The organism is Nocardiopsis chromatogenes YIM 90109 (assembly GCF_000341185.1).
GTDB lineage: Bacteria > Actinomycetota > Actinomycetes > Streptosporangiales > Streptosporangiaceae > Nocardiopsis_A > Nocardiopsis_A chromatogenes.
On record NZ_ANBH01000099.1, the window covers coordinates 24,844 to 51,065 of the forward strand.

General features: G+C 75.2%; 21 protein-coding genes. 14 read left to right on the forward strand and 7 right to left on the reverse strand.

The window, feature by feature from the left end; genetic code table 11:
• Window positions 1-85: 85 nt before the first annotated feature.
• The gene (locus tag D476_RS0109870; protein ID WP_017623787.1) at window positions 86-691 is read left to right on the forward strand and encodes a response regulator transcription factor; all 606 of its coding nucleotides are present in this window, start codon (window positions 86-88) and stop codon (window positions 689-691) included.
• Between the two features lie 33 nt (window positions 692-724).
• On the opposite strand, the gene D476_RS0109875 is transcribed toward D476_RS0109870, so the two are convergent.
• The 3 genes from D476_RS0109875 to D476_RS32745 form a co-directional block, all read right to left on the reverse strand.
• Window positions 725-2,977, reverse strand: coding sequence for a TOMM precursor leader peptide-binding protein (locus D476_RS0109875; RefSeq protein ID WP_239648655.1), 2,253 nt, complete (start codon window positions 2,975-2,977; stop codon window positions 725-727).
• A gap of 39 nt (window positions 2,978-3,016) precedes the next feature.
• Window positions 3,017-3,187: a hypothetical protein gene (locus D476_RS37895; RefSeq protein ID WP_017623789.1), complete on the reverse strand. Its 171-nt coding sequence runs from the start codon at window positions 3,185-3,187 to the stop codon at window positions 3,017-3,019.
• Between the two features lie 185 nt (window positions 3,188-3,372).
• Window positions 3,373-4,578 carry an acyltransferase family protein gene (locus D476_RS32745; RefSeq protein WP_017623790.1) on the reverse strand — a complete coding sequence of 402 codons (1,206 nt, stop codon included), beginning with the start codon at window positions 4,576-4,578 and terminating at the stop codon, window positions 3,373-3,375.
• Window positions 4,579-4,906: 328 nt separating this feature from the next.
• Between D476_RS32745 and D476_RS0109890 the strand changes: the two genes are divergently transcribed.
• The 10 genes from D476_RS0109890 (at window position 4,907) to D476_RS32760 (ending at window position 16,162) form a co-directional block, all read left to right on the forward strand.
• Window positions 4,907-6,157 (forward strand): class I SAM-dependent methyltransferase, encoded by a 1,251-nt coding sequence (locus D476_RS0109890; RefSeq protein ID WP_017623791.1) that lies wholly within the window; start codon window positions 4,907-4,909, stop codon window positions 6,155-6,157.
• Between the two features lie 54 nt (window positions 6,158-6,211).
• On the forward strand, window positions 6,212-6,952 hold the full coding sequence (locus tag D476_RS0109895; protein WP_017623792.1) for a class I SAM-dependent DNA methyltransferase: 741 nt from the start codon (window positions 6,212-6,214) through the stop codon (window positions 6,950-6,952).
• A gap of 8 nt (window positions 6,953-6,960) precedes the next feature.
• Window positions 6,961-7,578, forward strand: coding sequence for a dTDP-4-dehydrorhamnose 3,5-epimerase family protein (locus D476_RS0109900; protein ID WP_017623793.1), 618 nt, complete (start codon window positions 6,961-6,963; stop codon window positions 7,576-7,578).
• On the forward strand, window positions 7,575-8,579 hold the full coding sequence (locus D476_RS32750; RefSeq protein ID WP_017623794.1) for an NAD-dependent epimerase/dehydratase family protein: 1,005 nt from the start codon (window positions 7,575-7,577) through the stop codon (window positions 8,577-8,579). The genes D476_RS0109900 and D476_RS32750 overlap by 4 nt, the downstream gene beginning before the upstream one ends.
• Before the next feature lie 156 nt (window positions 8,580-8,735).
• On the forward strand, window positions 8,736-9,710 hold the full coding sequence (rfbA, locus tag D476_RS0109910; RefSeq protein ID WP_017623795.1) for a glucose-1-phosphate thymidylyltransferase RfbA: 975 nt from the start codon (window positions 8,736-8,738) through the stop codon (window positions 9,708-9,710).
• Window positions 9,711-9,795: 85 nt separating this feature from the next.
• A complete protein-coding gene (locus D476_RS0109915; protein ID WP_017623796.1) occupies window positions 9,796-10,905 on the forward strand; it encodes a DegT/DnrJ/EryC1/StrS family aminotransferase in 1,110 nt (369 codons plus the stop codon).
• Window positions 10,906-10,948: 43 nt separating this feature from the next.
• Entirely contained in the window at window positions 10,949-11,959 is a 1,011-nt protein-coding gene (gene rfbB / locus D476_RS0109920; RefSeq protein ID WP_017623797.1) for a dTDP-glucose 4,6-dehydratase, read from the forward strand.
• Window positions 11,956-13,458, forward strand: coding sequence for an NDP-hexose 2,3-dehydratase family protein (locus D476_RS0109925; RefSeq protein WP_239648656.1), 1,503 nt, complete (start codon window positions 11,956-11,958; stop codon window positions 13,456-13,458). The genes rfbB and D476_RS0109925 overlap by 4 nt, the downstream gene beginning before the upstream one ends.
• Window positions 13,459-13,723: 265 nt before the next feature.
• The gene (locus D476_RS32755; RefSeq protein WP_160167437.1) at window positions 13,724-14,845 is read left to right on the forward strand and encodes a sensor histidine kinase; all 1,122 of its coding nucleotides are present in this window, start codon (window positions 13,724-13,726) and stop codon (window positions 14,843-14,845) included.
• Window positions 14,846-14,932: 87 nt separating this feature from the next.
• Window positions 14,933-16,162: a sensor histidine kinase gene (locus tag D476_RS32760; RefSeq protein ID WP_239648657.1), complete on the forward strand. Its 1,230-nt coding sequence runs from the start codon at window positions 14,933-14,935 to the stop codon at window positions 16,160-16,162.
• Between the two features lie 18 nt (window positions 16,163-16,180).
• Here the strand turns inward: D476_RS32760 and D476_RS0109940 are convergent, their stop codons facing one another.
• The 4 genes from D476_RS0109940 to D476_RS0109955 form a co-directional block, all read right to left on the reverse strand.
• Window positions 16,181-17,644, reverse strand: a complete 1,464-nt coding sequence (locus D476_RS0109940) for a lyase family protein (protein ID WP_017623801.1) — start codon at window positions 17,642-17,644, stop codon at window positions 16,181-16,183.
• Window positions 17,641-19,659, reverse strand: coding sequence for an FAD/NAD(P)-binding protein (locus D476_RS0109945; protein WP_017623802.1), 2,019 nt, complete (start codon window positions 19,657-19,659; stop codon window positions 17,641-17,643). Before D476_RS0109945 ends, D476_RS0109940 begins: the two co-directional genes overlap by 4 nt.
• Window positions 19,660-19,730: 71 nt before the next feature.
• A complete protein-coding gene (locus D476_RS0109950) occupies window positions 19,731-21,317 on the reverse strand; it encodes a class I adenylate-forming enzyme family protein (RefSeq protein ID WP_017623803.1) in 1,587 nt (528 codons plus the stop codon).
• A gap of 43 nt (window positions 21,318-21,360) precedes the next feature.
• Entirely contained in the window at window positions 21,361-21,921 is a 561-nt protein-coding gene (locus D476_RS0109955) for an SRPBCC family protein (RefSeq protein WP_017623804.1), read from the reverse strand.
• Window positions 21,922-22,267: 346 nt separating this feature from the next.
• Between D476_RS0109955 and ispH the strand changes: the two genes are divergently transcribed.
• From ispH to D476_RS32765, 3 genes are all read left to right on the forward strand, one after another.
• Complete coding sequence (gene ispH, locus D476_RS0109960) at window positions 22,268-23,212, forward strand: 4-hydroxy-3-methylbut-2-enyl diphosphate reductase (protein ID WP_026123384.1); 945 nt, start codon at window positions 22,268-22,270, stop codon at window positions 23,210-23,212.
• A gap of 31 nt (window positions 23,213-23,243) precedes the next feature.
• On the forward strand, window positions 23,244-24,287 hold the full coding sequence (locus D476_RS0109965) for a polyprenyl synthetase family protein (protein ID WP_017623806.1): 1,044 nt from the start codon (window positions 23,244-23,246) through the stop codon (window positions 24,285-24,287).
• A gap of 76 nt (window positions 24,288-24,363) precedes the next feature.
• Window positions 24,364-26,222: 1-deoxy-D-xylulose-5-phosphate synthase (locus D476_RS32765; protein WP_017623807.1), on the forward strand; the 1,859-nt coding region annotated here is incomplete at its 3' end.

A 26,222-nucleotide genomic window follows, 5' to 3' on the forward strand; every position in this document is an offset into this window, starting at 1 on the left:
GCGCAGGTTTTCGGATAAGCGACTTAAAGGTACATTTCGGATAAATGGCGGTTCTGGCGGGGCGCGAGGAGATGGGGAGATCACCGTGATCCGCGTGGTCCTCGCCGAGGATATGCACATGGTGCGCGGGGCCCTGGTCTCCCTGCTGCAATTCGAGGAGGACATCGAGGTCGTCGCCGACATCGACGCGGGCGACCGGATCCTGCCCACGGTCCTGGCGCACCGGCCGGACGTGGTGATCATCGACATCGACCTGCCCGGGATGGACGGGCTCACCGCCGCGGCGCAGCTGCGTACCGAGGCGCCCCAGGTCCGCACGCTGATCCTGACCAGCCTGGGAACGCCGGGGGCGCTGCGCAGGGCGCTGGCCGCCAAGGTCGGGGGGTTCCTGCCGAAGGACGCGCCGCCGGGCAAGCTGGCCGAGGCCGTGCGGGGGGTGCACGCCGGGCGCCGGGTGATCGACGCGGAGCTGGCGATCGCCGCCTTCGACAGCGCCGACTGCCCGCTGACCTCGCGCGAGCTGGAAGTCCTGCGGCTGACCGCGGACGGGCGCGACGTGGTCGAGATCGCCGACGGGCTCTTCCTCACCCCCGGGACCGTCCGCAACTACCTGACCTCGGCGGTGTCCAAGCTCAACGCCCGCAACCGGGTGGACGCGATCCGGATCGCCCGCGAGTCCGGGTGGTTCTGAGGGCTGCGGGCGGCCGGGCCCCGGCCGCGCCGGTCACAGGAACAGCGGGTAGGGGTTGAGGTCGGCGTAGTCCGTCGGGGCGGACAGGCGCCCCAGCTCGACCGGGACGTCGAAGAGCCGCCCGGGGGCCAGGCGCGCCCACATGCCGCGCATCCCCGGGACGACGACCTTGGCCACCGGGAGCCCGATGTCCGGCCGCGTCTGGTCGAGCACCAGCATGTCCAGGCCGCGCGCGGCGAACCGGTCCCGCAGCTCCAGGACGTCGGCGGCCGCGTCGGCCCCGGCGGCCGGCGGATGGCCGCCGGGGACGGACGGCTTCCGGTCCGGGTCGGGGAGCAGGTAGGCCCCGGCCGCCGTCCCCGGGCCGCGCAGCCAGCGGTCGGCGTCCGGGTCGCCCCAGTCCGCGCTCCGCGCGGTGGCGGCGAGGAGCTGGTTCATCTCCGCGACCGCCCGGCGCAGGGCCACCCCTGCGTCCAGGTGCGCCCCGAAGCCGAACATGACCTCCTCCGGCCCGCCGTCCGTGCGCCGGGTCACCGCGGCCATCGCGGGCACCCCCAGGTCGGAGGTGACGTCCAGGACCCAGAACTCCCGTCCGAGGCCGGGGTACACCCTGCGCATCCGCTCCACCCAGGGGTCGGCGAAGGCGTCCAGGTCCACCCCGGGGCAGGGCGTCCGGTTGTACCACCACAGCGCCACGGCGTCCCGCTCCACGACCTCCAGCGCGCCCTGGAGCACGGCGTCCTCCAGGAGGGCTCCGGCCGCGCAGCCGTTCGAGTCGGCCACCACCGCGGGCTCGCCCGGCTCCGGTGGGGCGGCGAAGTACAGCATCGCCGTGGGGAGCAGCCGTCGGCGCTCCTCGGTGAGCGACCACAGCGGCGTCCAGTCCGTCGCGGCGTCCTCGTCGAAGGGGGCGCACACGAACTGGAAGGCGCCGTGCTCGGCGTTCCACCGCTCGCGTTCGGCGTACTGCCGGGGGTCGTAGAGCAGGCAGTCGGCCGGGTGCACCGCGGTGTCGGCGAGCTCCGTGTAGCTCCCCCGGATCCGCTCCTCGTCCCCGTGGTAGGTCCCGCTGCGCCGCTCCAGCGCCTCGCACAGCGCGCTCGCCCGGGCCTGCTCGTCCGTGGTGCCCTTGCCGCCGTTCTCCACCCGCAGCACGGCGCGCAGCCCGTCCGGGCCCGTCCCGGGCGCCGCCGCGTTGGGGCCGCTGCGGTAGGTGTGGAACCCGGGCGGCCCCTCGACGGGGGTGAGCTCCTTGACCAGGCCGGTGACCGGGCTGATCAGGTGCGCGTAGGTGTCGAGCACGTCGCGGGACGACAGGGACCGGTGGCCGGTGCCCTCCTGCGCGTCCCGGGGGCGCGGGCGCGGCCGCACCGCGCGGTGGGCCTGTGCGCGGACGAGGGAGGGGTCGCCGCAGGCGGGGCACTGGGGGCGGGCGTGCAGCGGGTGCAGCCGCGCCTCCAGGGTGACGGTGTCCATGGTCCACACGGACCGCTGCCAGGGGCCGCGGTGCCCGGCGGCCCATTTGGCCGCCTCCGTGGCGACCAGGCCGGCGCCCGCGGCGGTGAGCGCGGGGACGGCGGCGCCGGGGCGGTCCACCTCCGCGGCTCCGCCCACGGCCTCCAACGCGTGGAGTTCGCCCTGGCGGTGGAAGCGCAGCCGGTGCGCCAGGCAGTGCCAGCAGCCGCCGCCCTCCAGCGGGGTGAACAGCGGCCCGATCCACATGACGGCGCCGGTGGGGCGGGCGAGCAGCCAGGGGCGGCCGTTTCGGCGGTGCGCGGCGTCGACCTCCTCCAGCCCGGGGGCGAGGTAGTCGGTGCACAGCACGACGGTCAGGTCGGCGTCGGGGGCGAGCCCGAGCGGGGCCCCCGGGGCGTGCCGGACCGGTGCGCGCACCCCCAGCCCGGTGTCGGCCAGCGCCGAAGCGGTCTCCTCGGTGCGCGCGGTGCCGAGCGCCACGGGCTGTACCGCCGTCCCGGAGACCGAGCGCTCGGCGGCGGCCGGGTCGGCGCCTCCGGCCTCCCAGAAGGCGGCCCGCTCCGGCGGCGCCTGGGGGGCGGGGCCGATGAGGCCGGCCCGGTCCAGGCGGGCGACCAGCTCGGCGACACGGTCCGGGGCCAGCCCGGCGGGGGCGGCGCGCTGCAGGGCCGCCAGGTCGCGGGTTCCGTCCAGCAGTGGGGCCAGGGCCTCAACGTGGCGCCCGCGCAGTGCGGTGACCCGGTGTTCGGAGAAGACGTAGACGGCCTGACCGGGGACGGTCCGCGCGTGCAGACCCGCCTTGAAGGCCAAGGGGCCCCGGAGGCCGCCCGTCTCGGGCCGCTGCGGCACTCAGACCGCAGGTCCGCCGCGCCCCTGCGCGACGGCCCAGGTGATGGTGGTGGGGTTCATGGCGGCCTCGGGGGAGGCGGACCAGTTCTCGAAGACGTGGATGTTCAGGTCGAGGGCGTCGGTGTCCTCGTCGGTGTCGCGAACCTGTTCCGTCGGTGCCGAGTCCATCATCGGTCTCCTCACATGTGCGGCGGTTCGTACCAAGTGCGTACATTCTCTACAGAAGTACCGATCGATGGCGAGTGATCTGGCCATGGGTGGACATGTGTGATTCTCATGGGTCCCCCCCTGCACCACCGCACCCCCTGCCCCCGCGCCGGGTCCGCCCGGGCGGACCCGGCGCGGGCGGCGGGCGGTCACCCCCCGGCGGCCGAGAGCATCGCCCAGGCCAGTGCCGCGAGCAGGAGCGTGCACGCGGCGGCGAAGGCCACCGCGGCCCGCGGGGAGCGCAGCAGGGCCCGGTGCCGTACCGGGTCCTCGACCAGGACCTTGGTCCCCCAGGCCAGCAGTAGCGACAGCACGCCGATGACCAGGCCGTCGGGCCAGCCCCAGCTCAGGCGGCCGCCGGTGAGGGCGGGCCAGAACACGATCAGCGGCCAGTGCCACAGGTAGAGGGCATAGGAGATGTCGCCGACGAACCGCGCCGGTGCGGTGCTGAGCAGCCGGTAGGCGGTCCACCGGCCGGGCGAGTCGGCGGCGGCGATCACCGCCGCGGCCCCCAGCACCGGCACCGCGGCGATCCACCCGGGAAAGGCGGTCTGCTCGTCGAAGAGGAAGGCGGAGGCGAGGACGGCGGCGAGTCCGGCCCAGCCCAGCGGCGCGCGGAACCGGACGGGCAGGGAGCGGTGCACCAGGGCGACCGCGAGCAGGCAGCCGACCGCCAGCTCCCAGAGCCGGGTGTGCGACAGGTAGAAGGCCATGCCCATCCCGTCGGGGGAGGTGAGCAGCGCCGAGGCGGCCAGGGAGCCCAGCAGGACCACGGTTCCGGCGGCGAACAGCGTGCGCAGGCCGCGCAGGCGGCGGGGCAGGGCGGTCCAGCCGATCACCAGCAGCGGCCACACCAGGTAGAACTGCTCCTCGGTGGCCAGCGACCAGTAGTGGGCGACCGCGTTCATGGTCTCGGCGGGGAAGTCGGGGACGCCCGGGGCGTGGTAGGAGGCCAGCAGCAGGTTCTCCGCGAAGACGGCGGAGGCCAGCACCTGGCGCCCGGTCTCGGCGACCTGCGCGGGGGGCAGTAGCGCGAGCGAGGCCAGGCCGGCGGTCAGCAGGACCAGGGTCGCCGCGGGCAGGATCCGCCGGATCCTGCGGGCGTAGAAGGCGGTCAGACAGATGCGCCCGTGCTCGCGCCACTCGCGCAGCAGCAGGGTGGTGATGATGAAGCCGGAGATCACGAAGAAGACGTCGACGCCGATGTAGCCGCCGGTCAGGTAGGTGGAGTTGATGTGCGCCACCACGACCAGGGAGACCGCGAGGCCGCGTAAGCCCTGGACTTCGCTGAGGTGGTGGCGGGCGGGCGCCTCCGCAGGGGAGGGCGGCCGCTCGGCCGGGCGTGCGGTGGTCATGGAGCGTCCTTTCGGGCGGGGCGCCCGCGGCGCGGCCGGGGCGGTCCGGGGATCGTCGGCCCTGCGCGGCCCGTTCCCTACCGCTCAAATCAGGCTTTGTCATGATCAGCGAAAAATGTTCCGAAATGACCGGCACACGCCCCGGCGGGCCGCCGCGGCGACTTGACACGTTCGGACGCGCTCCCTGGCCGGGCGCGGCCCACCGGGGAAGGGTCGGGGCCGGTGCCCTCCGCCGGGGCCCGGCCGCGCCGGGCACGGCCCCTCTCCCGTCCGCACCTCCATGACCTGACGAGCGCCTCCGGGCCCACTCACGCCAAGGAGCAGACCTATGACCGGACCCACCGGAACGGAGCTCGGCCCCGTCCAGTGCCGCATCTGCGGAGGGGACGTCGACGGCTTCCTCGACCTCGGGCGGCAGCCGCTCTCCGACGCGTTCCTCGACCCCGGCGGCGACGCCGCCGACGAGTTCTTCTACCGGCTCGCCGTGGGTCTGTGCGGCTCCTGCTCCATGGTGCAGCTCATGGAGGAGGTCCCCAGGGAGCGGATGTTCAACGCCGACTACCCGTACTTCTCCAAGGGGTCGGCGGTGATGCGCGAGCACTTCCGCGCCACCGCGCGCCACTTCCTGGAGAACGAGGCGGTGTCCGAGTCCCCCTTCATCGTGGAGATCGGCTCCAACGACGGGGTCATGCTGGGGACCGTCCGCGACGCCGGGGTGCGCCACCTCGGATTCGAGCCCTCCGGCAGTGTCGCGGCCGCCGCACGGGAGGCCGGTGTCACCGTGCGGGAGGAGTTCTTCGAGGCCGCCACCGCCAAGGCGGTGCGCGAAGAGTACGGGCCCGCCGACGTCGTCTTCGCCGCCAACACGCTGTGCCACATCCCCTACATGGGGTCCATCCTGGAAGGGGTCGACGTCCTGCTGGGGCCCGACGGCGTGTTCGTCTTCGAGGACCCCTACCTCGGCGACATCGTCGCCAAGACCTCCTTCGACCAGATCTACGACGAGCACTTCTACTTCTTCACCGCGACCTCCGTGCAGCAGATGGCCCGGCGCGGCGGACTGGAGCTGGTGGACGTGGAGCGCCTGCCGGTGCACGGCGGCGAGGTCCGCTACACGCTGGCGCGCCACGGGGCCCGCACGCCCTCGCCCGCCGTGGCCGAGCTGATCGAGCGGGAGCGGGCGGACCGGCTGCACGCCCCCGGGACCCTGCGCGGGTTCGCCGACGCGGTGGCCGCCATCCGCGACGACCTGTCCGCCCTCCTGCGCCGTCTGAAGGAGGAGGGGCGCACCGTCGCGGCGTACGGCGCCACCGCCAAGAGCGCGACCGTCACCAACTACTGCGGGATCGGCCCGGACCTGGTCGCCCGGGTGCACGACAGCACACCCGCCAAGCAGGGCCGCCTCACCCCGGGCGCGCACATCCCCGTGGTCCCCCCGGAGGGGTTCTCCGCGCCGTACCCGGACTACGCGCTGCTCTTCGCCTGGAACCACGCCGACGAGATCATGGCCAAGGAGCAGGCGTTCCGCGAGGCCGGCGGCAAGTGGGTGCTGTACGTCCCGGAGGTGAGGATCGTATGAGGCGGCCTCCGGGACCGGAGCACCCCCGCCTCCGCGGAACGGGGGAGGGCGCACGTGGCTGAGCGCGATGGCGGCCTGGCCGGGATCTACCGCTGGGCCGAACTCTACGAGGACGTCTACAGCGGCCGGGGCAAGGACTACGCGGCCGACGCCGAACGCGTCACCGCGATCGTCCGGGAACGCCGTCCCGGGGCGGCGACACTGCTCGACGTGGCCTGCGGGACCGGGGCGCACCTGCGCCACCTGGCGGACCGCTTCGACACGGTCGAAGGGGTCGACCTGGCCGAGGACATGCTCCGGGTGGCCCTCGAACGGCTCCCGGGGACCGCGCTGCACACCGGCGACATGCGCGACTTCCGGCTGGGCCGCCGGTTCGACGCGGTCACCTGCATGTTCAGCTCGATCGGCTACACGGGCGGCGCCGAGGGCGTGCGCGCCTCGCTGGCCTCCTTCGCCCGGCACCTGGTGCCCGGCGGGGTGATCGTGCTTGAGCCCTGGTACTTCCCGGAGACGGCGCTGGACCGGCACGTGGTCGCGGACACCTTCACCGTCGGCCGGAAGACCATCTCGCGGGTCTCCCGGGCCGTGCTGGAGGACGGCGCGCACCGGATGGAGGTGCACTACATCGTGGCCGACCGGGAGACGGGGATCCGGCACTTCACGGACGAGCACGTGCTGGCCGTCATCGCGCGCGACACCTACGAGCGGGCGTTCGAGGAGGCGGGCTGCGCGGTCGAGTACCTGCCCGGGGACGGGCCGGGCCTGTTCGTCGGGGTCGCGAAGGGCGGGGGGTGAACCGCGGAATGCAGGTGCGCAGACTCGCCATCGAGGGCGCGTTCGTCTTCACCCCGCACGTGTACACCGACACCCGCGGCTCCTTCGTCTCCCCCTTCCAGGAGTCGGCGTTCGTCGAGGCGACGGGGCACCGCCTGTTCCCGGTCGCCCAGACCAGCTACAGCCTCTCCCGGCGCGGCGTCGTGCGGGGGCTGCACTACACCGCCACGCCCCCGGGCATGGCCAAGTTCGTGCACTGCCCGCGGGGGCGGGCGCTGGACTTCATCGTCGACCTGCGGCTGGGCTCGCCCACCTTCGGCCGCTGGGAGAGCGTGGTGCTGGACCCCTACGACGCCCGCGCCGCCTACCTGCCGGTCGGCGTCGGGCACCTGTTCGCGGCGCTCAAGGACGACACCGCCATGAGCTACACCCTCTCCCGGGAGTACGTCGCCGAGAACGAGCGGGCGATCGCGCCGACCGACCCCGAACTCCGGCTGCCGCTCCCCGGCGGGGTCGCACCGGTGCTGTCCGAGCGGGACCGCGCGGCGCCGACCCTGGCCGAGGCCGCGGCCGCCGGACTGCTGCCCGACTACGACCGGTGCCGCGGGCTCGACGAGGAGCTGCGGTCCGCGGCGGGGACCGGATGACGCCCGCCGCGCACGGCGGGACCGTCGCGGTGCTCGGCGCGACCGGATGGGTGGGGCGGCACGTCGTCGCGGCCTGCGCCGCGCGCGGCGCCCCCGTCCTCGCGGTCGCCCGGGGCCCCGCCGGGCACATGCGGGGCCACCGGTTCCGCGCCATGGACCTGGCGGCCGCCGGTCCGGGCGAGCTCGGCGCCCTGCTGCGCGAGGCGGACGCGCGCGTCGTCGTCAACGCCGTCGACGCGGCCAACGCCCGCGACGGCTGGGACCGGTCGGAGGAGGAGCTGCGGGCGGCCAACGTCGGCGCGGTCCGCACCCTCCTGGAGGCCGCCGCCGACCAGCCCCGCCCGCCGCGCATCGTCCACCTGGGCACCCTGCACGAGTACGGCCCGGCCGCCCCCGGTACGGCGGTGGACGAGACGGCCCCGCCGCGGCCGGGCAACGCCTACGCCCGCAGCCGGCTGGCCGGGTCGCAGGAGGTGCTGTCCGCGACCCGGTCGGGGCGGGCCGACGCGGTGGTGCTCAGGCTGGCCAACGTGTGCGGCCCCCACCCCTCGCCCGCCTCCTTCCCGGGCCTGCTGCTGCGGCTGTTCCGCGAGGCCGCCGCGGGGGGCCGCCCGGTGCTCCGCGTCGCGGACGCACGGCGCGACTTCGTCGACGTCCGGGACGTCGCCGAGGCGGTCCTGCGCGCCGCCGAGGTCCCGGAGGCGTCGGGCCGCGCGGTCAACATCGGCAGCGGGACGGCGGTGCCCATCGCCGAGGCGGTCGCCCTGATGGCCGCGGCGGCCGGGCTGCCGCGCGGCGCGGTGGCCGAGGAGCCCGCCCCGGTCGCCGGGCTGGGCGGGGACTGGTCGCTGGCCGACGTCCGGCTCGCCGCAACGCTCCTCGACTGGCGGCCGCGGACCCCCCTGGAAGAGTCGCTGCGGGCCATGTGGCGGGCCCAAGCGGCTCCCGTGCCGGGGGGCGCCGTCCCCCCGGCACGGGTCCAGGGGTCCGGCCCGAGCTGACACACCCGCCGCCGCGCCCTGGATGAGCCCGCACCGGGTGCCGACGATGAGGGGCCAGGGGCGGAACGCCCGCTCCGGGGCGCGCGGTGTCCGGGGCCCCTCACGGGGTGCCTCGGACCGCGAACGCGCGACCGCCGACCACCGGAGGCCACCCACATGAAGGGCCTGATCCTCGCGGGGGGCAGCGGCACGAGACTCCACCCGATCACCAAGGGGGTCTCCAAGCAGCTGCTGCCGGTCTACGACAAGCCGATGATCTACTATCCGCTGTCGGTCCTGATGCTCAGCGGGATCCAGGAGATCCTGGTGATCTCCACCCCCCGGGACCTGCCCGCGTTCCGCCGCCTGCTGGGCGACGGGGCGTCCCTGGGGCTGAGCATCGACTACGCCGAGCAGGACGAGCCGCGCGGCCTCGCCGACGCCTTCCGCATCGGCGCCCGGCACATCGGCCCGAACCCCTCGGCGCTGGTCCTGGGGGACAACATCTTCCACGGCCCCGGGCTGTCCTCGCTGCTCTACCACCACGCGCGGGCCGTCGACGGGTGCACGCTGTTCGGGTACCCGGTCTCCGACCCCGAGCGCTACGGCGTGGGGGAGGCCGACGCCGGGGGCCGACTGCTGTCCCTGGAGGAGAAGCCCGCGCACCCGCGCTCCAACCGCGCGGTCACCGGCCTGTACTTCTACGACGAGCAGGTGGTGGACATCGCCGCCGACCTGCGCCCCTCCGAGCGCGGGGAACTGGAGATCACCGACGTCAACCGGGTCTACCTGGAGCAGGGCCGGGCCCACCTGGTCGACCTGGGGCGGGGCTTCGCCTGGCTCGACACCGGCACCCACGACTCGCTGCTGGAGGCGAGCGAGTTCGTGCGGATCCTGGAGCGGCGCCAGGGCGTCCGGATCGCCTGCGTCGAGGAGGTCGCGCTGCGCATGGGCTTCATCGGGGCCGAGGCCTGCCACCGGCTCGGCGAGAGCCAGGCCGGGTCCGGCTACGGCCGGTACCTCATGGAGCTGGCGGCCGCCTACGAGCAGGACGCCTCCGCCGGCTTCGCCGCGCAGGCGGAGCTGGAGCCGCCGTTCCGCGACGGCCCGAGGGAGACGGCCGAGCCGGCCGCCCTCGGGGCCGCGCGGTGAGGCCGCCCCGCCCCGGAACCCCCCGGCCGGGAACGCGGACCAGGGCACGCAACGCAGGGCACGCAACACACGAATGGAGACGTGAATGACCATCAGGGTCTGGGACTACGTGGAGGAGTACGGAGAGGAGCGCAAGGAGATCCTCGACGCCGTCGACCGGGTCTTCTCCTCGGGCCGACTCGTCCTCGGCGACAGCGTGCTCGGGTTCGAGCGGGAGTTCGCCGACTGGCACGGGGTCGACCACTGCGTCGGCGTCGACAACGGGACCAACGCCATCGTCCTGGGGCTGCGCGCGCTCGGCGTGGGCCCCGGGGACGAGGTGGTGACCGTGTCGAACACGGCCGCCCCCACGGTGGTGGCGATCAACGCCGTCGGCGCGGTCCCCGTCTTCGTGGACGTCCGCGACGAGGACTTCCTGATGGACACCGACCAGGTCGCCGCGGTGATCGGCCCGCGCACCAAGGCGCTGCTGCCGGTGCACCTGTACGGGCAGTGCGTGGACATGGGGCCGCTGCGCCGACTGGCCGCGGAGCACGGCCTGGCCGTCCTGGAGGACTGCGCGCAGGCGCACGGCGCCCGGCGGAACGGCACCCTGGCCGGTACCACCGGCGACGCGGCCGCCTTCTCCTTCTACCCGACCAAGGTGCTGGGCGCCTACGGGGACGGAGGGGCCGTGATCACCCGGAGCGGCGACGCCGACCGGCGGCTGCGGCGGCTCCGCTTCTACGGGATGGACGACGTCTACTACACGGTGGAGACCCCGGCCTACAACAGCCGCCTCGACGAGGTGCACGCCGAGATCCTCCGGCACAAGCTCACCCGGCTCGACACCTACATCGAGGGGCGCCGCGCGGTCGCCCGGCGCTATGAGGAGGGGCTCGCCGGCACCGGCCTCCGGCTCCCCGCCACGGCGCCCGGCAACGACCACGTCTACTACGTGTACGTCGTCCGCCACCCCCGCCGCGACGAGATCATCGAGGCGCTCGCCGCCCGGGGGATCCAGCTCAACATCAGCTACCCGTGGCCGGTCCACACCATGACGGGCTTCGAATACCTGGGCTACCGGAAGGGCGACCTCCCGGTGACCGAGGCGCTCGCCGGGGAGATCTTCTCGCTGCCGATGTACCCCTCGCTGCCGGTGCGGGTCCAGGACGAGGTGATCGGAGCCGTCCGCGAGGTCCTCGGCGCGCTCTGAGCCGCGCCCGACCGCCCCTCGGAGGAACTCGGAGGAAGAGGACATGAGGATCCTGGTCACCGGCGCCGCCGGCTTCATCGGCTCGCACTACGTCCGGATGCTGCTCTCCGGCGCCCTGCCCGGGGCCGAGGGCGCCCGCGTCACCGTCCTGGACCTGTTCACCTACGCGGGGAACCGGGCCAACCTGCCCGAGGAGGGGCCGCGGCTGGAGGTCGTCCGCGGCGACGTGTGCGACGCGGACCTGCTCGCCGACCTGCTGCCCGGGCACGACGCGGTGGTGCACTTCGCTGCGGAGAGCCACGTGGACCGCTCCATCGGCGGGGCCCACGCCTTCGTCCGGACGAACGTCCTCGGCACCCAGACGCTGATGGAGGCCGCGCTCACGGCCGGGGTCGGCCGCGTCGTGCACGTGTCGACCGACGAGGTCTACGGGTCCATCGACGAGGGGGCGTGGGGCGAGGAGGAGCCGCTGGACCCCAACTCCCCCTACGCCGCCTCCAAGGCCGGATCGGACCTGGTCGCCCGCGCCTACGCGCGGACCCACGGTCTGGACGTCCGCATCACGCGCTGCTCCAACAACTATGGGCCCCACCAGCACCCCGAGAAGCTGATCCCCCGCTTCATCACCACCCTGCTGGAGGGCGGGCGCGTCCCCCTGTACGGGGACGGGGGCAACGTCCGCGAGTGGCTGCACGTCGACGACCACTGCCGCGCGGTGCACCGGGTGCTGGCCTCGGGGCGCCCGGGCGAGGTCTACAACGTGGGCGGCGGGTCCGGCACGACCAACCTCGACATCACCCGTCGGCTGCTCAAGCTGTGCGGGGCGGACGAGTCGGCCATCGAGTGGGTCGCCGACCGGGCCGGGCACGACCGCCGCTACGCGGTCGACGACACCAAGATCCGGCGGGAGCTGGGATACCGCCCGCTCGTGCCGTTCGAGCAGGGGCTGGCCCGGACGGTGGACTGGTACGCGGAGAACCCCGGCTGGTGGCGGCCGCTGCGGCAGGGGGCCGGGGCGCCGCTGGAGGCCGCGGCCGGAGAGGGGGCGCGGTGACCGTGGACCCGGGACCCGCGAAGACCGCGCCCCCGCGCCCGTCGCCGGAGCCTGCGCCCGGGCGCGGGGGCGGCGCCGGGGTCCTCCTCGGCCCGGAGCTGCGGTGGCGGCACGACACCTCCGCGGGCGCGCGGCTGCGCCGATCGGGCGCGGCTCCGGGGGGCACGGACGGCGCCGACGGCGCGGCCGGGGCCTCCGGGGCGCTCGGGGCCGGGGACGTCGTCCGCTGGCTCCGCGAACGGGACGAGGCGGGCCGGTTCGACGTGCGGCGGATCCCCTTCGCCGAGCTGGACGGCTGGGAGTTCCAGCCGGGCACCGGCAACCTGGTCCACCGGAGCGGGCGCTTCTTCACGGTGGAGGGCCTGCACGTGGTCTCCGAGGCCGGTGCGGTGGCCGAGTGGTACCAGCCCGTCATCAACCAGCCCGAGGTGGGGATCCTGGGCATCCTCGCCAAGGAGATCGACGGGGTGCTGCACTTCCTCATGCAGGCGAAGATGGAGCCCGGCAACCCCGGCCGGGTCCAGCTCTCGCCGACGGTGCAGGCGACCCGGAGCAACTACACGCGGGCGCACGGGGGCCGCTCCGTGCGGTACATCGAGCACTTCACCCGCCCCGGCGCCCGGGTGCTGGCCGACGTGCTCCAGTCCGAGCACGGGTCGTGGTTCCTGCACAAGAGCAACCGGAACATGATCGTCGAGGTCGGCCCGGACGTCGAGGTCCCGCCGCACGAGGACTTCCGCTGGGTCACCCTGGGCACCCTGGGCGAGCTGCTGCGCATGGACGGCGTGGTGAACATGGACGCCCGCACCGTGCTGTCCTGCGCGCCGGTGGAGGAGTACGGCCCCCGGGCGCTGCACTCCGATGCCGAGCTGCTGTCCTGGTTCACCGGCGAGCGCTCCCGGCACCGGGTGCACGCGCGCACGGTACCGCTGTCCCCGCTGCCCGGATGGGTGCGCGAGGACGACCGGGTGCGGCACGAGCGCGAGTGCTTCTTCGACGTCGTCGCGGTGGCGGTGCGGGCGGGGACGCGCGAGGTGGCGGGGTGGAGCCAGCCGCTGGTGGCCCCGCGCGGGGTGGGCGTGGCCGCCTTCCTGGTCCGCAGGATCGGAGGGGTCCCCCACGTGCTCGTCCAGGCCCGCGCCGAGGGGGGGTTCCTGGACACGGTGGAGCTGGGGCCCACCGTGCAGTGCACGCCGGGCAACTACGCGCACCTGCCGGCCGGGGACCGGCCGCGCTTCCTGGAGGCGGTGCTCGCGGCCCCGCCGGAGCGGGTCCGCTACCGGGCCATCCTCTCCGAGGAAGGGGGGCGGTTCCTGGACGCCCGGATCTGCTACACGGTGGTGGAGGCCGACGGGGAGGAGGCCCCCCTGGCGGCTCCGCCCGGGTTCCGCTGGGCCACCCCCGCGCAGCTCGCCTCTCTGGTCAAGCACGGCCGGTACCTCAACGTCCAGGCGCGCACTCTGCTGGCCTGCCTCACCACCGGGGCGGTGCGCCTGTGACGCACCGCCCCCGGTGCGCGGCGGCCTCCCGGTCCGGGACGGACGGCCCGCGACACCTTCACTCGGCGACCGATTCGGGGTAGTTTGCCGGAGACGGCATTGGATGCACCGAGCGCGGAGGCCCACGGGGCGCCATGAGGAACGGGCCGACGGCGCAAGTGGACCTTGCGAAGGGACCGAGATGCCGAGCGAGACGACGCAGCCCCCCGAGTGGTCCCCGGAGGCCGGCCGCCGCCCCCCGGCACCGGGTCCCGGCGGTGCCCGCATGGCGTCGACGATCGCCTGGGGCGTCACCGCCACCGTGTTCGGCGGACTGTGCGTGGTCGCGTTCGTCAACGTGTACAGCCGGTCGCTGGGCCCGGCCCCGACCCTGCTGGCCGGCGTCGGCATGGCCGTCCTCTTCGCGCTGCAGATGCTGCAGTGCGGCTGGGCCGGGAGCCCCGAGCACCGGCGGGCCGCGCACGCCGTGCTCGCCCTGCAGCTGTTCATCACCGGTCCGCCGCTGCTGCTGTTCGGCCAGAGCTGGGTGGGGATGCTCGGCTTCGTCGCCGGCAGCGCCCTGCTCGTGCTCCCCCGCATCGCGGGGGGCGTCCTGTTCGCCGCCGTCGCCGCCGGCGCGGCCCTCGCCCAGGCGGCGTTCTCCACCGAGCTCTGGCCGGTGGGCTACACCGCCCTGTCCACGCTGGTCACCGGGCTCGTCGTGTACGGGCTGTCCTGCCTGCGGGTGCTCGTGGGGGAGATGGAGCGGGCCCAGGCCCGGATCGCCGAGACCGCCGTCGTCCAGGAGCGCCTGCGCTTCGCCCGGGACCTGAACGGCCTGGTCGGCGACGAACTGTCGGCGATCGCCCTCAAGACCGAGCTGGCCCGCCGCCTGGTCGAGCGCGACCCGGAGCGGGCGCGCGGCGAGCTGGAGGAGATCCTGCGGGTCGGCCGCAAGGCCCTGTCGGACGTCAGGTCCGTGGCGCACGGCTACCGGGACCTGCCCCTGGGCGATGAGCTCCGCTCGGTGCGCTCGGTCCTGGCGGCCGCGGGCATCCGCGTGCGGATCCACGCCGACCACGGGGACCTTCCGCGCCCCGTCGGCACGCTGCTGGCCACCGCGCTGCGCGAGGCCACCACGAACGTGCTGCGGCACGCCCGGGCCGAGGAGTGCGCGATCAGCGTGGTCCGGGAGGGGGACGCGGTCCGCGCCGAGGTCTCCTGCGACGGCGTGCACCCGGAGGCCGAGCCGCCGGGGAGCCGCCCCGGAGGGCTGCGGACCCTGTCCGAGCGGGCCGCCTCCCTCGGCGGCACGCTGACCGCGGAGTACCTGGACGAAGGCCGGTTCCGCCTCGCGCTCGAGGTCCCCGTCCCCGAGCCCGCCCGCTCCACCGCCGCCTTCGGCTGAGCGGCGCCCCCACCGCCGCCCTGCAACGGCGCCCCTGCCCCCGCCGCCGCCTTACGACGACGAGGACCAGACGGAGAAGAGAACGCGGTGATCCCACCCCCGAGCACCCCCTTCCCCACGCCCCCGTCCCCGCCACCGCCCCCGATGCCGGCCGCGGCCGCCTGGTTCGTGCCGACCGCGGTCATCGGCGGCCTCTTCCTCGCCAACCTGCATGCGACCCTGGTCGGCCCGCACGCCCCCGACTGGACCGTCCTGGCGGTCGGCTGCCTGGTCTTGCTGCTCGCGCTGCAGCTGGTGCTGACCCTGGGCGCCGGCGGCCCCGACCGCGGCCGCCGCGGCCGCGCGGCCGCCTACGCGGTGATCGGGGGGCAGGCGTGCCTGGTGTACCTGCCCGCCCTGTACTTCCAGCACCCCTGGATGGGGGTCCCCGGCTACCTCGCCGGAAGCGTCCTGTTCGTCCTGTCGGCCAAGGCGGGCTGGCTGGTCTTCCTCGCGGTGGCGGCGAGCGTGGCGCTCACCCACCGGCTGCTCAACACCGTGGAGGCCGGGGCCCCCGCGGACCCCCTGTTCATGTCCGTCCAAGTGGTGATCACCGGCCTGATCGTCTACGGGCTCACCCGGTTCCGGCAGATGATCGGCGACCTGCGGCGGGCGCACCGGGCACTCGCCGAGGCCGCGGTGGCCCAGGAGCGCCTGCGGTTCGCCAAGGACCTGCACGACCTGCTCGGCTACGGCCTGTCCGCCATGGTCCTCAAGGCCGAACTGGTGCTCCGCCTCATCCCCCGCCACCCCGGCCGCGCCCGCACCGAGCTGGACGAGATTCTGGACATCAGCCACCAGGCCCGCACCGACCTGCACACGGTGGCGCACGGCCACCGCGACCTGTCCCTGGACGAGGAGTGCCGGTCGGTGTCCAGCGTCCTGGCCGCCGCGGGCGTGCGGGTGCGCATGGACGCCGACGGCACGGACCTGCCGCCCGCAGTGGCCACGGCGGTGGCCACGGTCCTGCGCGAGGGCACGGCCAACGTGCTGCGCCACAGCACCGCCGAGAACTGCGAGATCCGCATCGTCCGCGGGGGCGGCCGGGTCACCGCCACGCTCGTCAACGACGGTGCCGGGCCCGAACCGGGCCGCCCCGGCGACCGCGCCTCCGGAGGGCTGGTGAACCTCTCCGAGCGGGCCGCCGCCCTCGGGGGCCGCCTCGTCGCCGGACCGCTGCCGGACGGACGCTTCCGCCTGGCCGTGGAGCTGCCGCTCCGCGGCCGTGGCGACGAGGGCGGCCGGACCCGGCGGGACCGGCTGCCCGCCCCCGGGTGAGGCGGGCCCGGCCCCCGGTCAGCGGACACGGCCGTCCAGGGCGCGCTCGGCCAGAGCGGCCGCGGCGCCGGTGTAGTCGGCCGGGTCGCACAGCGCGGCGAGCTCTTCGGCGGAGGGCGTGCCCGGACGGCCCGCGCCGTCGGCGCCGGGCTCCCGGTCCAGCCGGTCGGCCACCGCCTCGGCCAGCGGCCGACCGGTGCGGACCGACTCGGCGGCGCACTCCGTCAGCAGCTCCCGGGCGCGTGCCCGCCCGAGCGCCGGTGCCAGGGCCGCGGCGACGCGTTCGCTGGTCAACGCGCTCGCGGTGAGCCGGAGGTTGTGCTCCATGCGCTCCGGGCGGGGCCGCAGCCCCCGGGCCAGCTCCGCCATGGTGTGCGCGGCTCCGCCGGTCAGCCGCAGGCATTCGCGCAGCGGCTGCCACTCGGCGTGCCAGCCGCCCGCGGAACGCTCGTCCTCGGCGGCAAGGCACTGGTGCAGGACCGAGGCGAGCGCCGGCACCTGGAGCGCGGCGCTGCGCACCATCGTCGCCAGGACCGGGTTGCGCTTGTGCGGCATCGCCGAGGAGGCGCCCCGCCCCGGCGCGCCGGGCTCGGCGACCTCGCCGACCTCGGTGCGGGACAGGGTGAGCACGTCGACGGCGACCTTTCCGAGCGCGCCCGCGGTGAACGCCAGTGCCGAGGCCAGGTCCGCGACGGGGGAGCGGAGAGCGTGCCAGGGCAGGGCCTGCGGGGCCAGGCCGGTCTCCGCCGCGAACGCCTCCACCAGGCGCTCGGCGGAGCGGCCCGGGTCCGCCGGGGCGACCCCCGCCCCGGTCGGCGCGGCGTACTCCAGGTAGCCGCCCAGGGTTCCGGCGGCGCCGCCCAGCGAGACCGGCAGGCCGCCGTCGAGCACCCGGTCGATCCGCCGGTCGGCGTCCAGGAGCAGGCCCCTCCAGCCGGCGGCCTTCAGGCCGAAGGTGGTGGGCACCGCCTGAAGGGCGAGGGTCCGCCCCGCCATCGGGGTGTTCAGGTGGCGCCGGACCTGCGCCTCCAGCGCGTCGGCGGCCGCAGCGAGGTCGCCCCGGACGGCCGCCAGGGCACGCCGGGAGACCAGCATCGCGGCGGTGTCGAAGACGTCCTGGCTGGTGGACCCCCGGTGGACGTACTCGGCCGCCTCGGGCGAGCGCTCCGCGACGGTCCGGGTGAAGGCCCTGACCACGGAGACGACGGGGTTGGCGTGCTCCCGGGAGGCGAGCGCCACCGCACGCGGGTCCAGCCCGTGGTCCGCGGCCGCCTCGGTGATCACGGCGGCGGCCCGGTCGGGGACGGAGCCCAGCCGGGCCTGCGCGCGGGCCAGCGCCGCCTCGGCGTCGACCATCGCCTGCAGCCACGCCTCGTCGGACACGGCCGCCTCCACCGGGGCGCCCGCGCGGACCGGGGAGAGCAGGCCGGTGTCGGCGGAGCCGTGGGCGGCCCCTGGGCACGGAGCGGACGGGGCGCTCATACGGGTACCCCCGCGGCCCCGGTGTCCGCCCCGATGTCGGCGCCGGCCCCGGCGGGTCGCAGGCCGTAGGGCACGTGCGCGACCGGTTCCAGGGCGAGCACCGCGCGGGCGATCGCGTCGGAGTCGCCGAGGGTGACCGAGTCGACGCCGGGCCGGGTCCCCGCCGCGGTGACCCAGTGCACCGACTCCGTGGGCACCCCGTAGGCGTACCGGCGCGGGTGCGCCCTCCCCTGGCCGTCGACCAGCCGGTAGGGGCGCTCGGTGACGGTGAGGCCGCCGGCCTCGTAGGGCGCGCCCGGGCCGCCGCGGATGACATAGGGGGCCGCCTGGTCGGTGTCGAGCAGGTGGCGCAGCAGCGGGTCCCGGGTGCGGCGCAGGTCGGGTTCGGGGAGCCGGGCCTCGATCAGCGCCCGGGACCGCACCGGCTCCCCGGGCACTTCGGCGGAGGAGGCCGTGAACCCCGGCCGCGCGGTGTCGAACCGGACCTGGGTCCCCGGCCCGTGGAGCACGGCGGCGCCGGCCTCGATCAGCGCGATCAGCTCGCGGATCCGGGACGGCGGCGGACCGATGGACAGGTAGGCGTTGAGCGGCGTGTACCACCCCTCCAGCTCGTCCCGGTAGGACGTGCCGGTCAGACCGCCGTGGTCCACCGCCAGCCGGATCTCGTTGCGCAGGTCGCGCAGCACGTCCAGGGCCGCCTTGAGCGGGCCGGTCACATTGCCCAGCCCGGCCTCGCGGACGTCCTCCCGCAGGTGGTCCAGGAGCCATGTGCGGAAGGCCGCCCGGTCGGCGAACCGCCGCCCCGCGCACGGCCGGGCGATCCGCTCCCAGCTCCACCGGAGACCGGCGGGGACCCCGTAGGAGTCCAGTACGGCGGCCGTCTGCTCGGCGTCGGCGTGCAGGTAGCGGTCGGCGAACGCCGCCCGGTCCGCCGCGCGCCCCTGGGAGGCCAGCAGCGCCTCGTAGTAGACGCATTCCACCTCCCGGGCGATCAGCGGCCACAGGTCGGTGGAGAAGCGCAGGCCCTCCGGGTGGGCGCGGCGGAGCCGCGCGACCGTGTCCGGGGTGAGGAGCCGGGCGCGGTAGCGCCCATGGGCGCCCTTCTCGTTCCGCCCCCGGGAGTGGTAGGGAACGCCCCGGCGGGAGAAGGCGTGGATCACCGGTTCCCGTCCGGAGGGCCGGTAGAGCAGGCTGCCGTCCCGCTCCTCGAAGCGCCCGCCGCGCCCCTCGGTGAGCAGTGCCATGTAGTCGAAGAAGGTCAGTCCCAGGCCCCGGACGAGCACGGGGGCGCCCGGGGCGATCTCCTCCAGGTCCACGTCGGCCGGATTGGAGGGGGTGACATAGGTGAGGCGGTGGATGCGGGCGAGGCTGGCGGTGCGCTCCTGGCGCGCGGTGAGCCGGGCGGGCAGGTGCCCCTGCGCCAGCACGACGGCGTCCAGGCCGTTCAGCCGGGTGCCGTCCTCCAGGCGCAGGCCCTGCGGCCCCCCGGGGACGCCGTGCACGTCGGCCATGGCCACGGCGCGGGAGGAGTGCACCCGGATCCGGATCCCGGGCGGGGCCTGCGCGCTGATCCGGTCGAAGCAGGCCTGCAGGTACCGCCCGTAGAAGGCCCGGGTCGGGTAGTCGTCGGGGCCGAGGGCCCGCGCCTCCCGGAGCGTCCCCCCGTCCGCCTCCTCCCCGTCCTTCCCGCCGAACAGGGCCAGGTCGCGCGCCCACTCGTACAGGGTCGGCCCGGGTTCCACCGGCCCGTCGACGGCCGTGCTGTCGTCGGTGTGGACGGTGATCTGCGAGGCCACCGTGTTCATCAGCAGCACCCGCGACTGGTCGGGGCGCCACACCCCGCCCGCGCCGGGCGGGGACGGGTCGATGAGGTGCACGGTGATGAGGCGGCCCGAGCGGGCGGCGCGCTCGTTGGCGCACAGCCGCTCCAGCACGGACAGCCCGCGCGGCCCGGCGCCGACGATCCCCACCGCCAGGGCGCCCGGGGTCCCCCGCTCCTGCGATCGGTCCGGCATTGCGTTCGTCTCCGTTCCGCGATGGGGCGGGGTCCGGCCCGTGTACGGGCGGACCCCGCCGGGGCGTGCCGTCACCGGGCCCGTTCGGCGGGGACGGCGCCCTCCGCGGCCAGGCTCCCGGCCAGCTCGATCCGCTTGATCTTGGTGGTGGCGGTCTGCGGAAGCTCGTCCAGGCGCCGGTGCACCGGGGTGCCGAGCGGGGGGAGGTCGGCGACGGCCCGCCGCCAGGCGCCCTCGTCCAGCGGCCGGGCGCCGCGGGTGGCGACGACGGGGACCGGCGTTCCGTCCGGGGACGGCACGATCACCACCTCGACCAGGTCGGGCAGGCGGGTGAAGAGCCTGTCCTCCAGCTCCAGCGTGCTGGCGATGCCGGGGATCTCGTCGACCTCCCGGTCCAGCAGGTGCAGGCAGCCCCAGGCGGTCCGGTAGCCCAGGTCGCCCATCCGCCACCAGCCGCCCCGGGCCTGCTTCTCCCAGCGGTGGTGCTCGCCCAGGTAGGTGACGATCCGGCCGTCGCTGGTGACCTCGATGAAGCCGGGGTTCTCGCGGGTCACCGGGCGGCCGTCGCGGCTGACCACCCGGACCCCGGTCATGCCGGGGAAGGGGCGGCCCACGCAGCGCCCGTCGAAGTCGGCGCCGCTGCGGCGGCTGTAGGTGCGCGCCGCGATCGGGCCGACCTCGCTCTGCCCGTAGGCCTGGGCGAACAGCGGCAGGGAGCGGCGGGAGGCGGACAGCATGCGCTGCACGGTCCGGGGGTGGATCGCGTCGAAGGTGCTGCTGAAGTACTTCACGTTGGCCAGCGGGGCGCCGGGGGCGTCGGCCAGCTCCTCCCAGCGCAGGAAGGTGTTCGGGTGGGCCTCGATGAACCCGGGGCGCACCCGGGTGAACACCTCGGCCACCGATGCGGGGTCGTCGTCGCGCAGCACGATCAGCGGGTGGCCCTGCAGCACCGAGATCGGCATCGCGGTGTACATGCGCGAGTGCACGAAGGACACGTGCACGGCGACCGGCTCGCTGCGCCCGACGGCCGCGGCGACCACCGAGGCCTGGGGGCGGTAGCGCGCCTGGAAGGTGTGCCCGGTGTGCACCGCCAGCTTGGGGACGCCGGTCGTGCCGGAGGTGTGCGTGACCATGGTGGGGTGCTGCGGCGGCATGGTGACCGGCCGGACCCGCCTGCACCCGGCCAGCGAGGCCAGCGCCGTGGCCCCGGGGTGCTCCCCGGAGGCCAGCAGCACCCGCTCGCTCAATTCGAGGACCTCCTCGGGCAGCGCCCCCTCCAGCTTGGCCTGGTCGGTGAGGAGGAAGGGGCGGTCCACCCGGCGCAGCAGCTCGGCGACGGTCGCCCCGTCCAGCTTGGGGGAGAGCATCACCGGGATCGCCCCGACCCGCGCCACCGCGCAGGCCAGCAGGGAGATGTCGAACCCGTCGGACTTGTGCACGACGACGTGGTCGCCCGGCCGCACCCGCAGCGACCACAGCCGGGAGGCGACGTCGTCCACCAGGTCGGCCAGCTCGGTCAGGGTCAGGCGGCGCCCCCGGTCCGGGGCGATGTCCAGGTCGTGGTCGAGGATCACCGGGCTCGCCGGGTGCCGGGCCGCCGCCCGGTCGAACAGCGTGCCCAGGCGGATGCCCGGGTTGTTGATGCGTTGCAGGAGCATGGGGTCTTCCGTCCTGGTCGTCGGCGTCTGCGGGGACGGGGCCTCAGTCCTCCTCGATCACGGCCTTGATCCGCGCGAGGGTCGCGTCCAGGTCTGAGGCGAGTTTGCCGGTCCACTCCTCGATGAACCGCTTGCGCGCCTCTTCGTCGAGGTCGGCGACGATCTTGTGGATGCCGGCGGTGGCGGCGCCCATGCGGAACCGGTGCACCAGCACCGAGCGCGCCGCCCCCGCACCTGCGGGTTCGATGTCGAAGCCCCAGACGCTCTCCTGGTCCTCGCCGGCGTGGGAGAGCATCATCCAGTGGAAGGCGCGCCCGGGGTCGGCCCGGACCACCCGGGCCTCGGTGTGCCAGGTCCCGCGCACCAGCGGGGCCCACCCGACCACGTCGTCGGGGCGGTGGTTCTCGCCGCGGAAGACCGAGCCGACCGCGCCGGGCGCGCCGGAGGTCCACACACCGCCGCGGCACTCGGGGCTCCACTCGGCGCTGCGGGGCAGGTCGCTGACGACCCGGTACACCTCTGCGGGCGGGGCCTCCACGGTGATCCGCGCGTCGAGGTCGAACAGCGGCCGCGATTCGACGATGGAAGTGAGGGAAGCGCTCATGGCGCGCCAGCCTGGCAGTGGGGCGGGCGCCCCGGCCACGGCGCGGCGGCGGGTTGGTCAAGTCCCCGCCCGCCCGAGGGGGCGCCCGGTGCCGGGCGGCGCCGGGCGGTGCCGGACCGCGCCTGCGGACCGCCCCTCCGGGCCGCGCCTCCCGCTCCGCCCGCGACCTGATCTAGATTCTTGCGGCCGCTGGGGCGCCCCTCTGGGCGCGGCATAGCTTGCCTGCCGTCAGCGCGACCGCGCCCCCGCCCATCCGCCGGCCTGCCGGGTGCCGGGGCCGGCCCCTCGGCCGGAGCCCGGACCGGACGCGGCGCGCAGTGAACCCGAGCGGATCGGAGGCAGCCGAATGCCCCAGGGAAGAAGGGTCGTACTCGCGGAACCTCGGAGCTTCTGCGCGGGGGTGCGCCGTGCGATCTCGATCATCGAACTCGCCCTTGAGAGGTACGGGCCGCCCGTCTACGTCCGCAAGGAGATCGTGCACAACCACTACGTGGTCCGGCTGCTGCGGGAGCGCGGCGCCGTCTTCGTCGACTCCGAGTCCGAGGTGCCCGAGGGCGCGGTCTGCGTCTTCTCCGCGCACGGGGTCTCCCCCGAGGTGCGCCGGGTGTCGGAGTCGCGGTCGCTGGACGTGATCGACGCGACCTGTCCGCTCGTGTCCAAGGTCCACCAGCAGGCGGTGCGCTTCGCCCGCGAGGACCGGGTGCTGTTCCTCATCGGGCACGCCGACCACGAGGAGGTGGAGGGCACCTACGGGCACGCGCCGGAACGCACGGTCATCGTCGAGACCGCCGCCGACGCCGAGGCGCTCGACCTCCCGGCGGACACCCCCGCCGCCTACCTCACCCAGACCACGCTCTCGGTCGACGAGACCCGGGACATCATCGAGGTCCTCCAACGGCGCTTCTCCGATCTGCGCGGACCGGGCACCGACGACATCTGCTACGCGAGCCAGAACCGGCAGGACGCGATCAAGAGCGTCGCGCCCGTCAGCGACCTGGTCCTGGTGGTCGGGTCGCGCAACTCCAGCAACTCGATCCGGATGGTCGAGGTCGCCCGCGGCATGGGGACCCCGGCGCACCTGGTTCCGGACGCGGGCGAGTTCTCCCCGCAGTGGCTGGAGGGGGTGGAGACGGTGGGCGTCAGCGCGGGCGCCAGCGCCCCGGACGTCCTCGTCGAAGAACTCCTGGAGGTGCTGGCCGGCCACGGCTACCGGAACGTGGTGACCGACCGCGTCGCGACCGAGGACGTGGTGTTCTCGCCCCCGGCCAAGCTGACCCGCCCGGCGGTCTGACCCGCCGGGCCCAGGAGCGGAGGAGACGATCATGACGGTTTCGGCGGACGAAGAGGTGCACGGCCTGCGCCTGCGCCTGCTCGAACGGGTGGAGGAGCGGCTCACCGGTGTGCTGGACGCCGAGCGCGCGCGGTGGTCCGCGGTCGACCCGCGGGGCGCCTCCCCGGCGGCGTCCGTGGCCCACCTGGTCGAGGCGGGCGGCAAGCGGCTGCGGCCGGCCTTCTGCCTGAGCGGGTTCCTCGCCGCCGGCGGGGACCCCGGGAGCGGGGCGGCGGTGGACTGCGCGGCGGCCCTGGAGCTGATCCACGTCGGCGCGCTGATCCACGACGACGTCCTGGACGCCGCCGACGAGCGCCGGGGGCGGTCGGCGGTGCACACCATGCACGAGGCCGAGCACGCCGAGCGCGGGTGGCGGGGCGAGCCCCGCCGGTACGGGGAGGGCGTGGCCATCCTGGCCGGGGACCTGGCCGACATCCTCGCCGACCGGCTCACCGCCGGGCTGCCGCCGCAGGCCCGCGCCGTCTGGAACGAACTGCTCACCGAGATCATCATCGGCCAGCACCTGGACGTGGCGGTGGCGGCCGAGTCGGTGGTCGACCCCGGGCTGTCCCGGTGGATCGCGGTGTGCAAGTCGGGCCGGTACAGCATCCACCGGCCCCTGCTCCTGGGCGCCTCCCTCACCGGCCGTACCGACCTGGCCCCCGTCTTCGAGCGGTACGGCGAGGCGCTGGGGGAGGCGTTCCAGCTCCGCGACGACCTCATCGACGCCTACGGGGACGGCGGTGCCGCGGGCAAGCCGGTCGGCCTGGACCTGGAACGGAACAAGATGACCCTGCTGCTGGCCATGGCGGTGCGGCGGGACCCGGACGTGCGCACCCTGGTGTCGGCGCAGGAGTGGGACGTGCCCGCGCTGCGCCGGCGCCTCGCCGAGATCGCCATCGGGGAGGAGATCGAGGCCCGCATCGACGGCCTCTACCAGGAGGCCCTGGACGCACTGGACCGGCCCGGGGTCCCCCCGGCCTGGCGGGACGAGCTCGCCGCGATGGCCCGCGAGGTCGCCTACCGCGACCGCTGACGGCGCCGCGGCGCGCCCCCCGCGGCCGCGGCACCCCTGCACACCGCACCGCCCGCGTGCGGTCTAAGGAGTGAACATGTCCCTGCTCGACCAGGTCGACGGTCCCGCGCGGCTGCGCGGTATGACCGCCGGCCAACTCACCGAACTCGCGGCGGAGATCCGGGCGTTCCTGATCGAACGCGTCTCCGCCACCGGCGGACACCTGGGTCCCAACCTGGGGGTCGTCGAGCTGACGATCGCGCTGCACACCGTCTTCGAGTCGCCCCGGGACCGGCTGCTGTGGGACACCGGCCACCAGTCCTACGTGCACAAGCTGCTGACCGGTCGGCACGGCGGGTTCGCGCGGCTGCGCAAGAGCGGAGGGCTGTCGGGGTACCCCTCCCCGGCCGAGTCCGAGCACGACCTGGTGGAGAACTCGCACGCCTCCACCGCCGTGTCCTACGCCGACGGCCTGGCCCGCGCCGACGCCTACGCCGGCAGGACCGACCGGTCGGTGGTCGCCGTGGTCGGCGACGGCGCCATGACCGGCGGCATGGCCTGGGAGGCCGTGAACAACGTGTCCGGCGCGGACCGTCCGCTGGTCATCGTGCTCAACGACAACGAGCGCTCCTACGCGCCGACCCCGGGAGGGGTGGCCGGGCACTTCGGCGACCTGCGCTCGCGCGGCTCCGCGCAGAGCGTCTTCGAGCAGGTCGGGCTGGCCTACATCGGCCCGGTGGACGGGCACGACGTCCCCGCGCTGCAGGAGGCGCTGCGCCGCGCCCGGGACCTGCGCATGCCGGTGGTGGTGCACGCCGTCACCGAGAAGGGGCGCGGGTTCGCGCACACCGAGAACAACGAGCTGGACCGGGGGCACGCCATCAAGCCGATGGACCCCGCGACCGGCCGGCCGCTGTCCGCCTCCTCCGGGACCTCCTTCACCGCGGTCTTCGGCGAGCGGATCACCCGGATCGCCGAGCGGCGCGAGGACGTGGTGGCGGTGACCGCCGCCATGCTGGAGCCGGTGGGGCTGCTGGGCATGCAGAAGCGCTTCCCCGAGCGGGTCATCGACGTGGGCATCGCCGAGCAGCACGCGGTGACCATGGCGGCGGGCATGGCGATGGGGGGCGTGCACCCGGTGGTGGCCATCTACTCCACCTTCGTCAACCGCGCGCTCGACCAGGTGCTGATGGACGTGGCGCTGCACCGCCGCGCGGTCACCTTCGTCCTGGACCGGTCGGGGGTCACCGGGGACGACGGTCCCAGCCACAACGGGGTGTGGGACATGTCGGTGCTCCAGGTGGTGCCGAACCTGAGGATCGCCGCCCCCCGCGACGCGACGCGCCTGGGCGAGCTGCTGGAGGAGGCGGTGGCCTGGGAGGAGGGCCCCACCCTGGTCCGCTTCCCCAAGGGGGCGGTGGGCGAGGACGTGCCCGCCGAGGCGGTCTTCTCCGGCGTGGACGTGCTGCGCAGGAGCGGCCCCCTGGACGTGCTCATCGTCTCGGTCGGCGTGCTGGCCGGGGTCGCCCTCGGCGTCGCCGACGCACTGCGCGAGCAGGGGATCGGCGTCACCGTCGTCGACCCCCGCTGGGTGGCGCCGGTCAACCCCGGGCTCGCGGACATGGCGCGGCGGCACCGCCTGGTGGCCACGGTCGAGGACAACAGCCGCACCGGCGGCGTCGGGGCGACCACGGCGCAGGCGGTCCAGGACGCGGGGGTCACCACCCCGGTGCGCTCGTTCGGCGTCCCCCGCAGGTTCCTCGACCACGGGAGCCGGGCGGACGTGCTCTCCCTGTGCGGCCTGACCGTCCAGGACATCTCACTGGCCGTCTCCGAGGCGCTCGCGGCGATCGACGGGGGCCCCGGGGGAGGGCCGTCGGAGGGATGGGACGGCGAACTGGCCCGGATGTCCGTAGCGGAGACGCCCGCCGAGACCGGCGGGGGCCCTTGGGGGGG

Bases quoted from the DNA above. Each gene is read 5' to 3' on its own strand.
- D476_RS37895 (WP_017623789.1), bottom strand. From the start codon at position 3,187: ATGATGGACTCGGCACCGACGGAACAGGTTCGCGACACCGACGAGGAC.
- D476_RS32745 (WP_017623790.1), bottom strand. From the start codon at position 4,578: ATGACCACCGCACGCCCGGCCGAGCGGCCGCCCTCCCCTGCGGAGGCG.
- D476_RS0109890 (WP_017623791.1), top strand. From the start codon at position 4,907: ATGACCGGACCCACCGGAACGGAGCTCGGCCCCGTCCAGTGCCGCATC.
- D476_RS0109900 (WP_017623793.1), top strand. From the start codon at position 6,961: ATGCAGGTGCGCAGACTCGCCATCGAGGGCGCGTTCGTCTTCACCCCG.
- D476_RS32750 (WP_017623794.1), top strand. From the start codon at position 7,575: ATGACGCCCGCCGCGCACGGCGGGACCGTCGCGGTGCTCGGCGCGACC.
- rfbA (WP_017623795.1), top strand. From the start codon at position 8,736: ATGAAGGGCCTGATCCTCGCGGGGGGCAGCGGCACGAGACTCCACCCG.
- D476_RS0109915 (WP_017623796.1), top strand. From the start codon at position 9,796: ATGACCATCAGGGTCTGGGACTACGTGGAGGAGTACGGAGAGGAGCGC.
- rfbB (WP_017623797.1), top strand. From the start codon at position 10,949: ATGAGGATCCTGGTCACCGGCGCCGCCGGCTTCATCGGCTCGCACTAC.
- D476_RS32755 (WP_160167437.1), top strand. From the start codon at position 13,724: ATGGCGTCGACGATCGCCTGGGGCGTCACCGCCACCGTGTTCGGCGGA.
- D476_RS0109940 (WP_017623801.1), bottom strand. From the start codon at position 17,644: ATGAGCGCCCCGTCCGCTCCGTGCCCAGGGGCCGCCCACGGCTCCGCC.
- D476_RS0109945 (WP_017623802.1), bottom strand. From the start codon at position 19,659: ATGCCGGACCGATCGCAGGAGCGGGGGACCCCGGGCGCCCTGGCGGTG.
- D476_RS0109950 (WP_017623803.1), bottom strand. From the start codon at position 21,317: ATGCTCCTGCAACGCATCAACAACCCGGGCATCCGCCTGGGCACGCTG.
- D476_RS0109955 (WP_017623804.1), bottom strand. From the start codon at position 21,921: ATGAGCGCTTCCCTCACTTCCATCGTCGAATCGCGGCCGCTGTTCGAC.
- ispH (WP_026123384.1), top strand. From the start codon at position 22,268: ATGCCCCAGGGAAGAAGGGTCGTACTCGCGGAACCTCGGAGCTTCTGC.
- D476_RS0109965 (WP_017623806.1), top strand. From the start codon at position 23,244: ATGACGGTTTCGGCGGACGAAGAGGTGCACGGCCTGCGCCTGCGCCTG.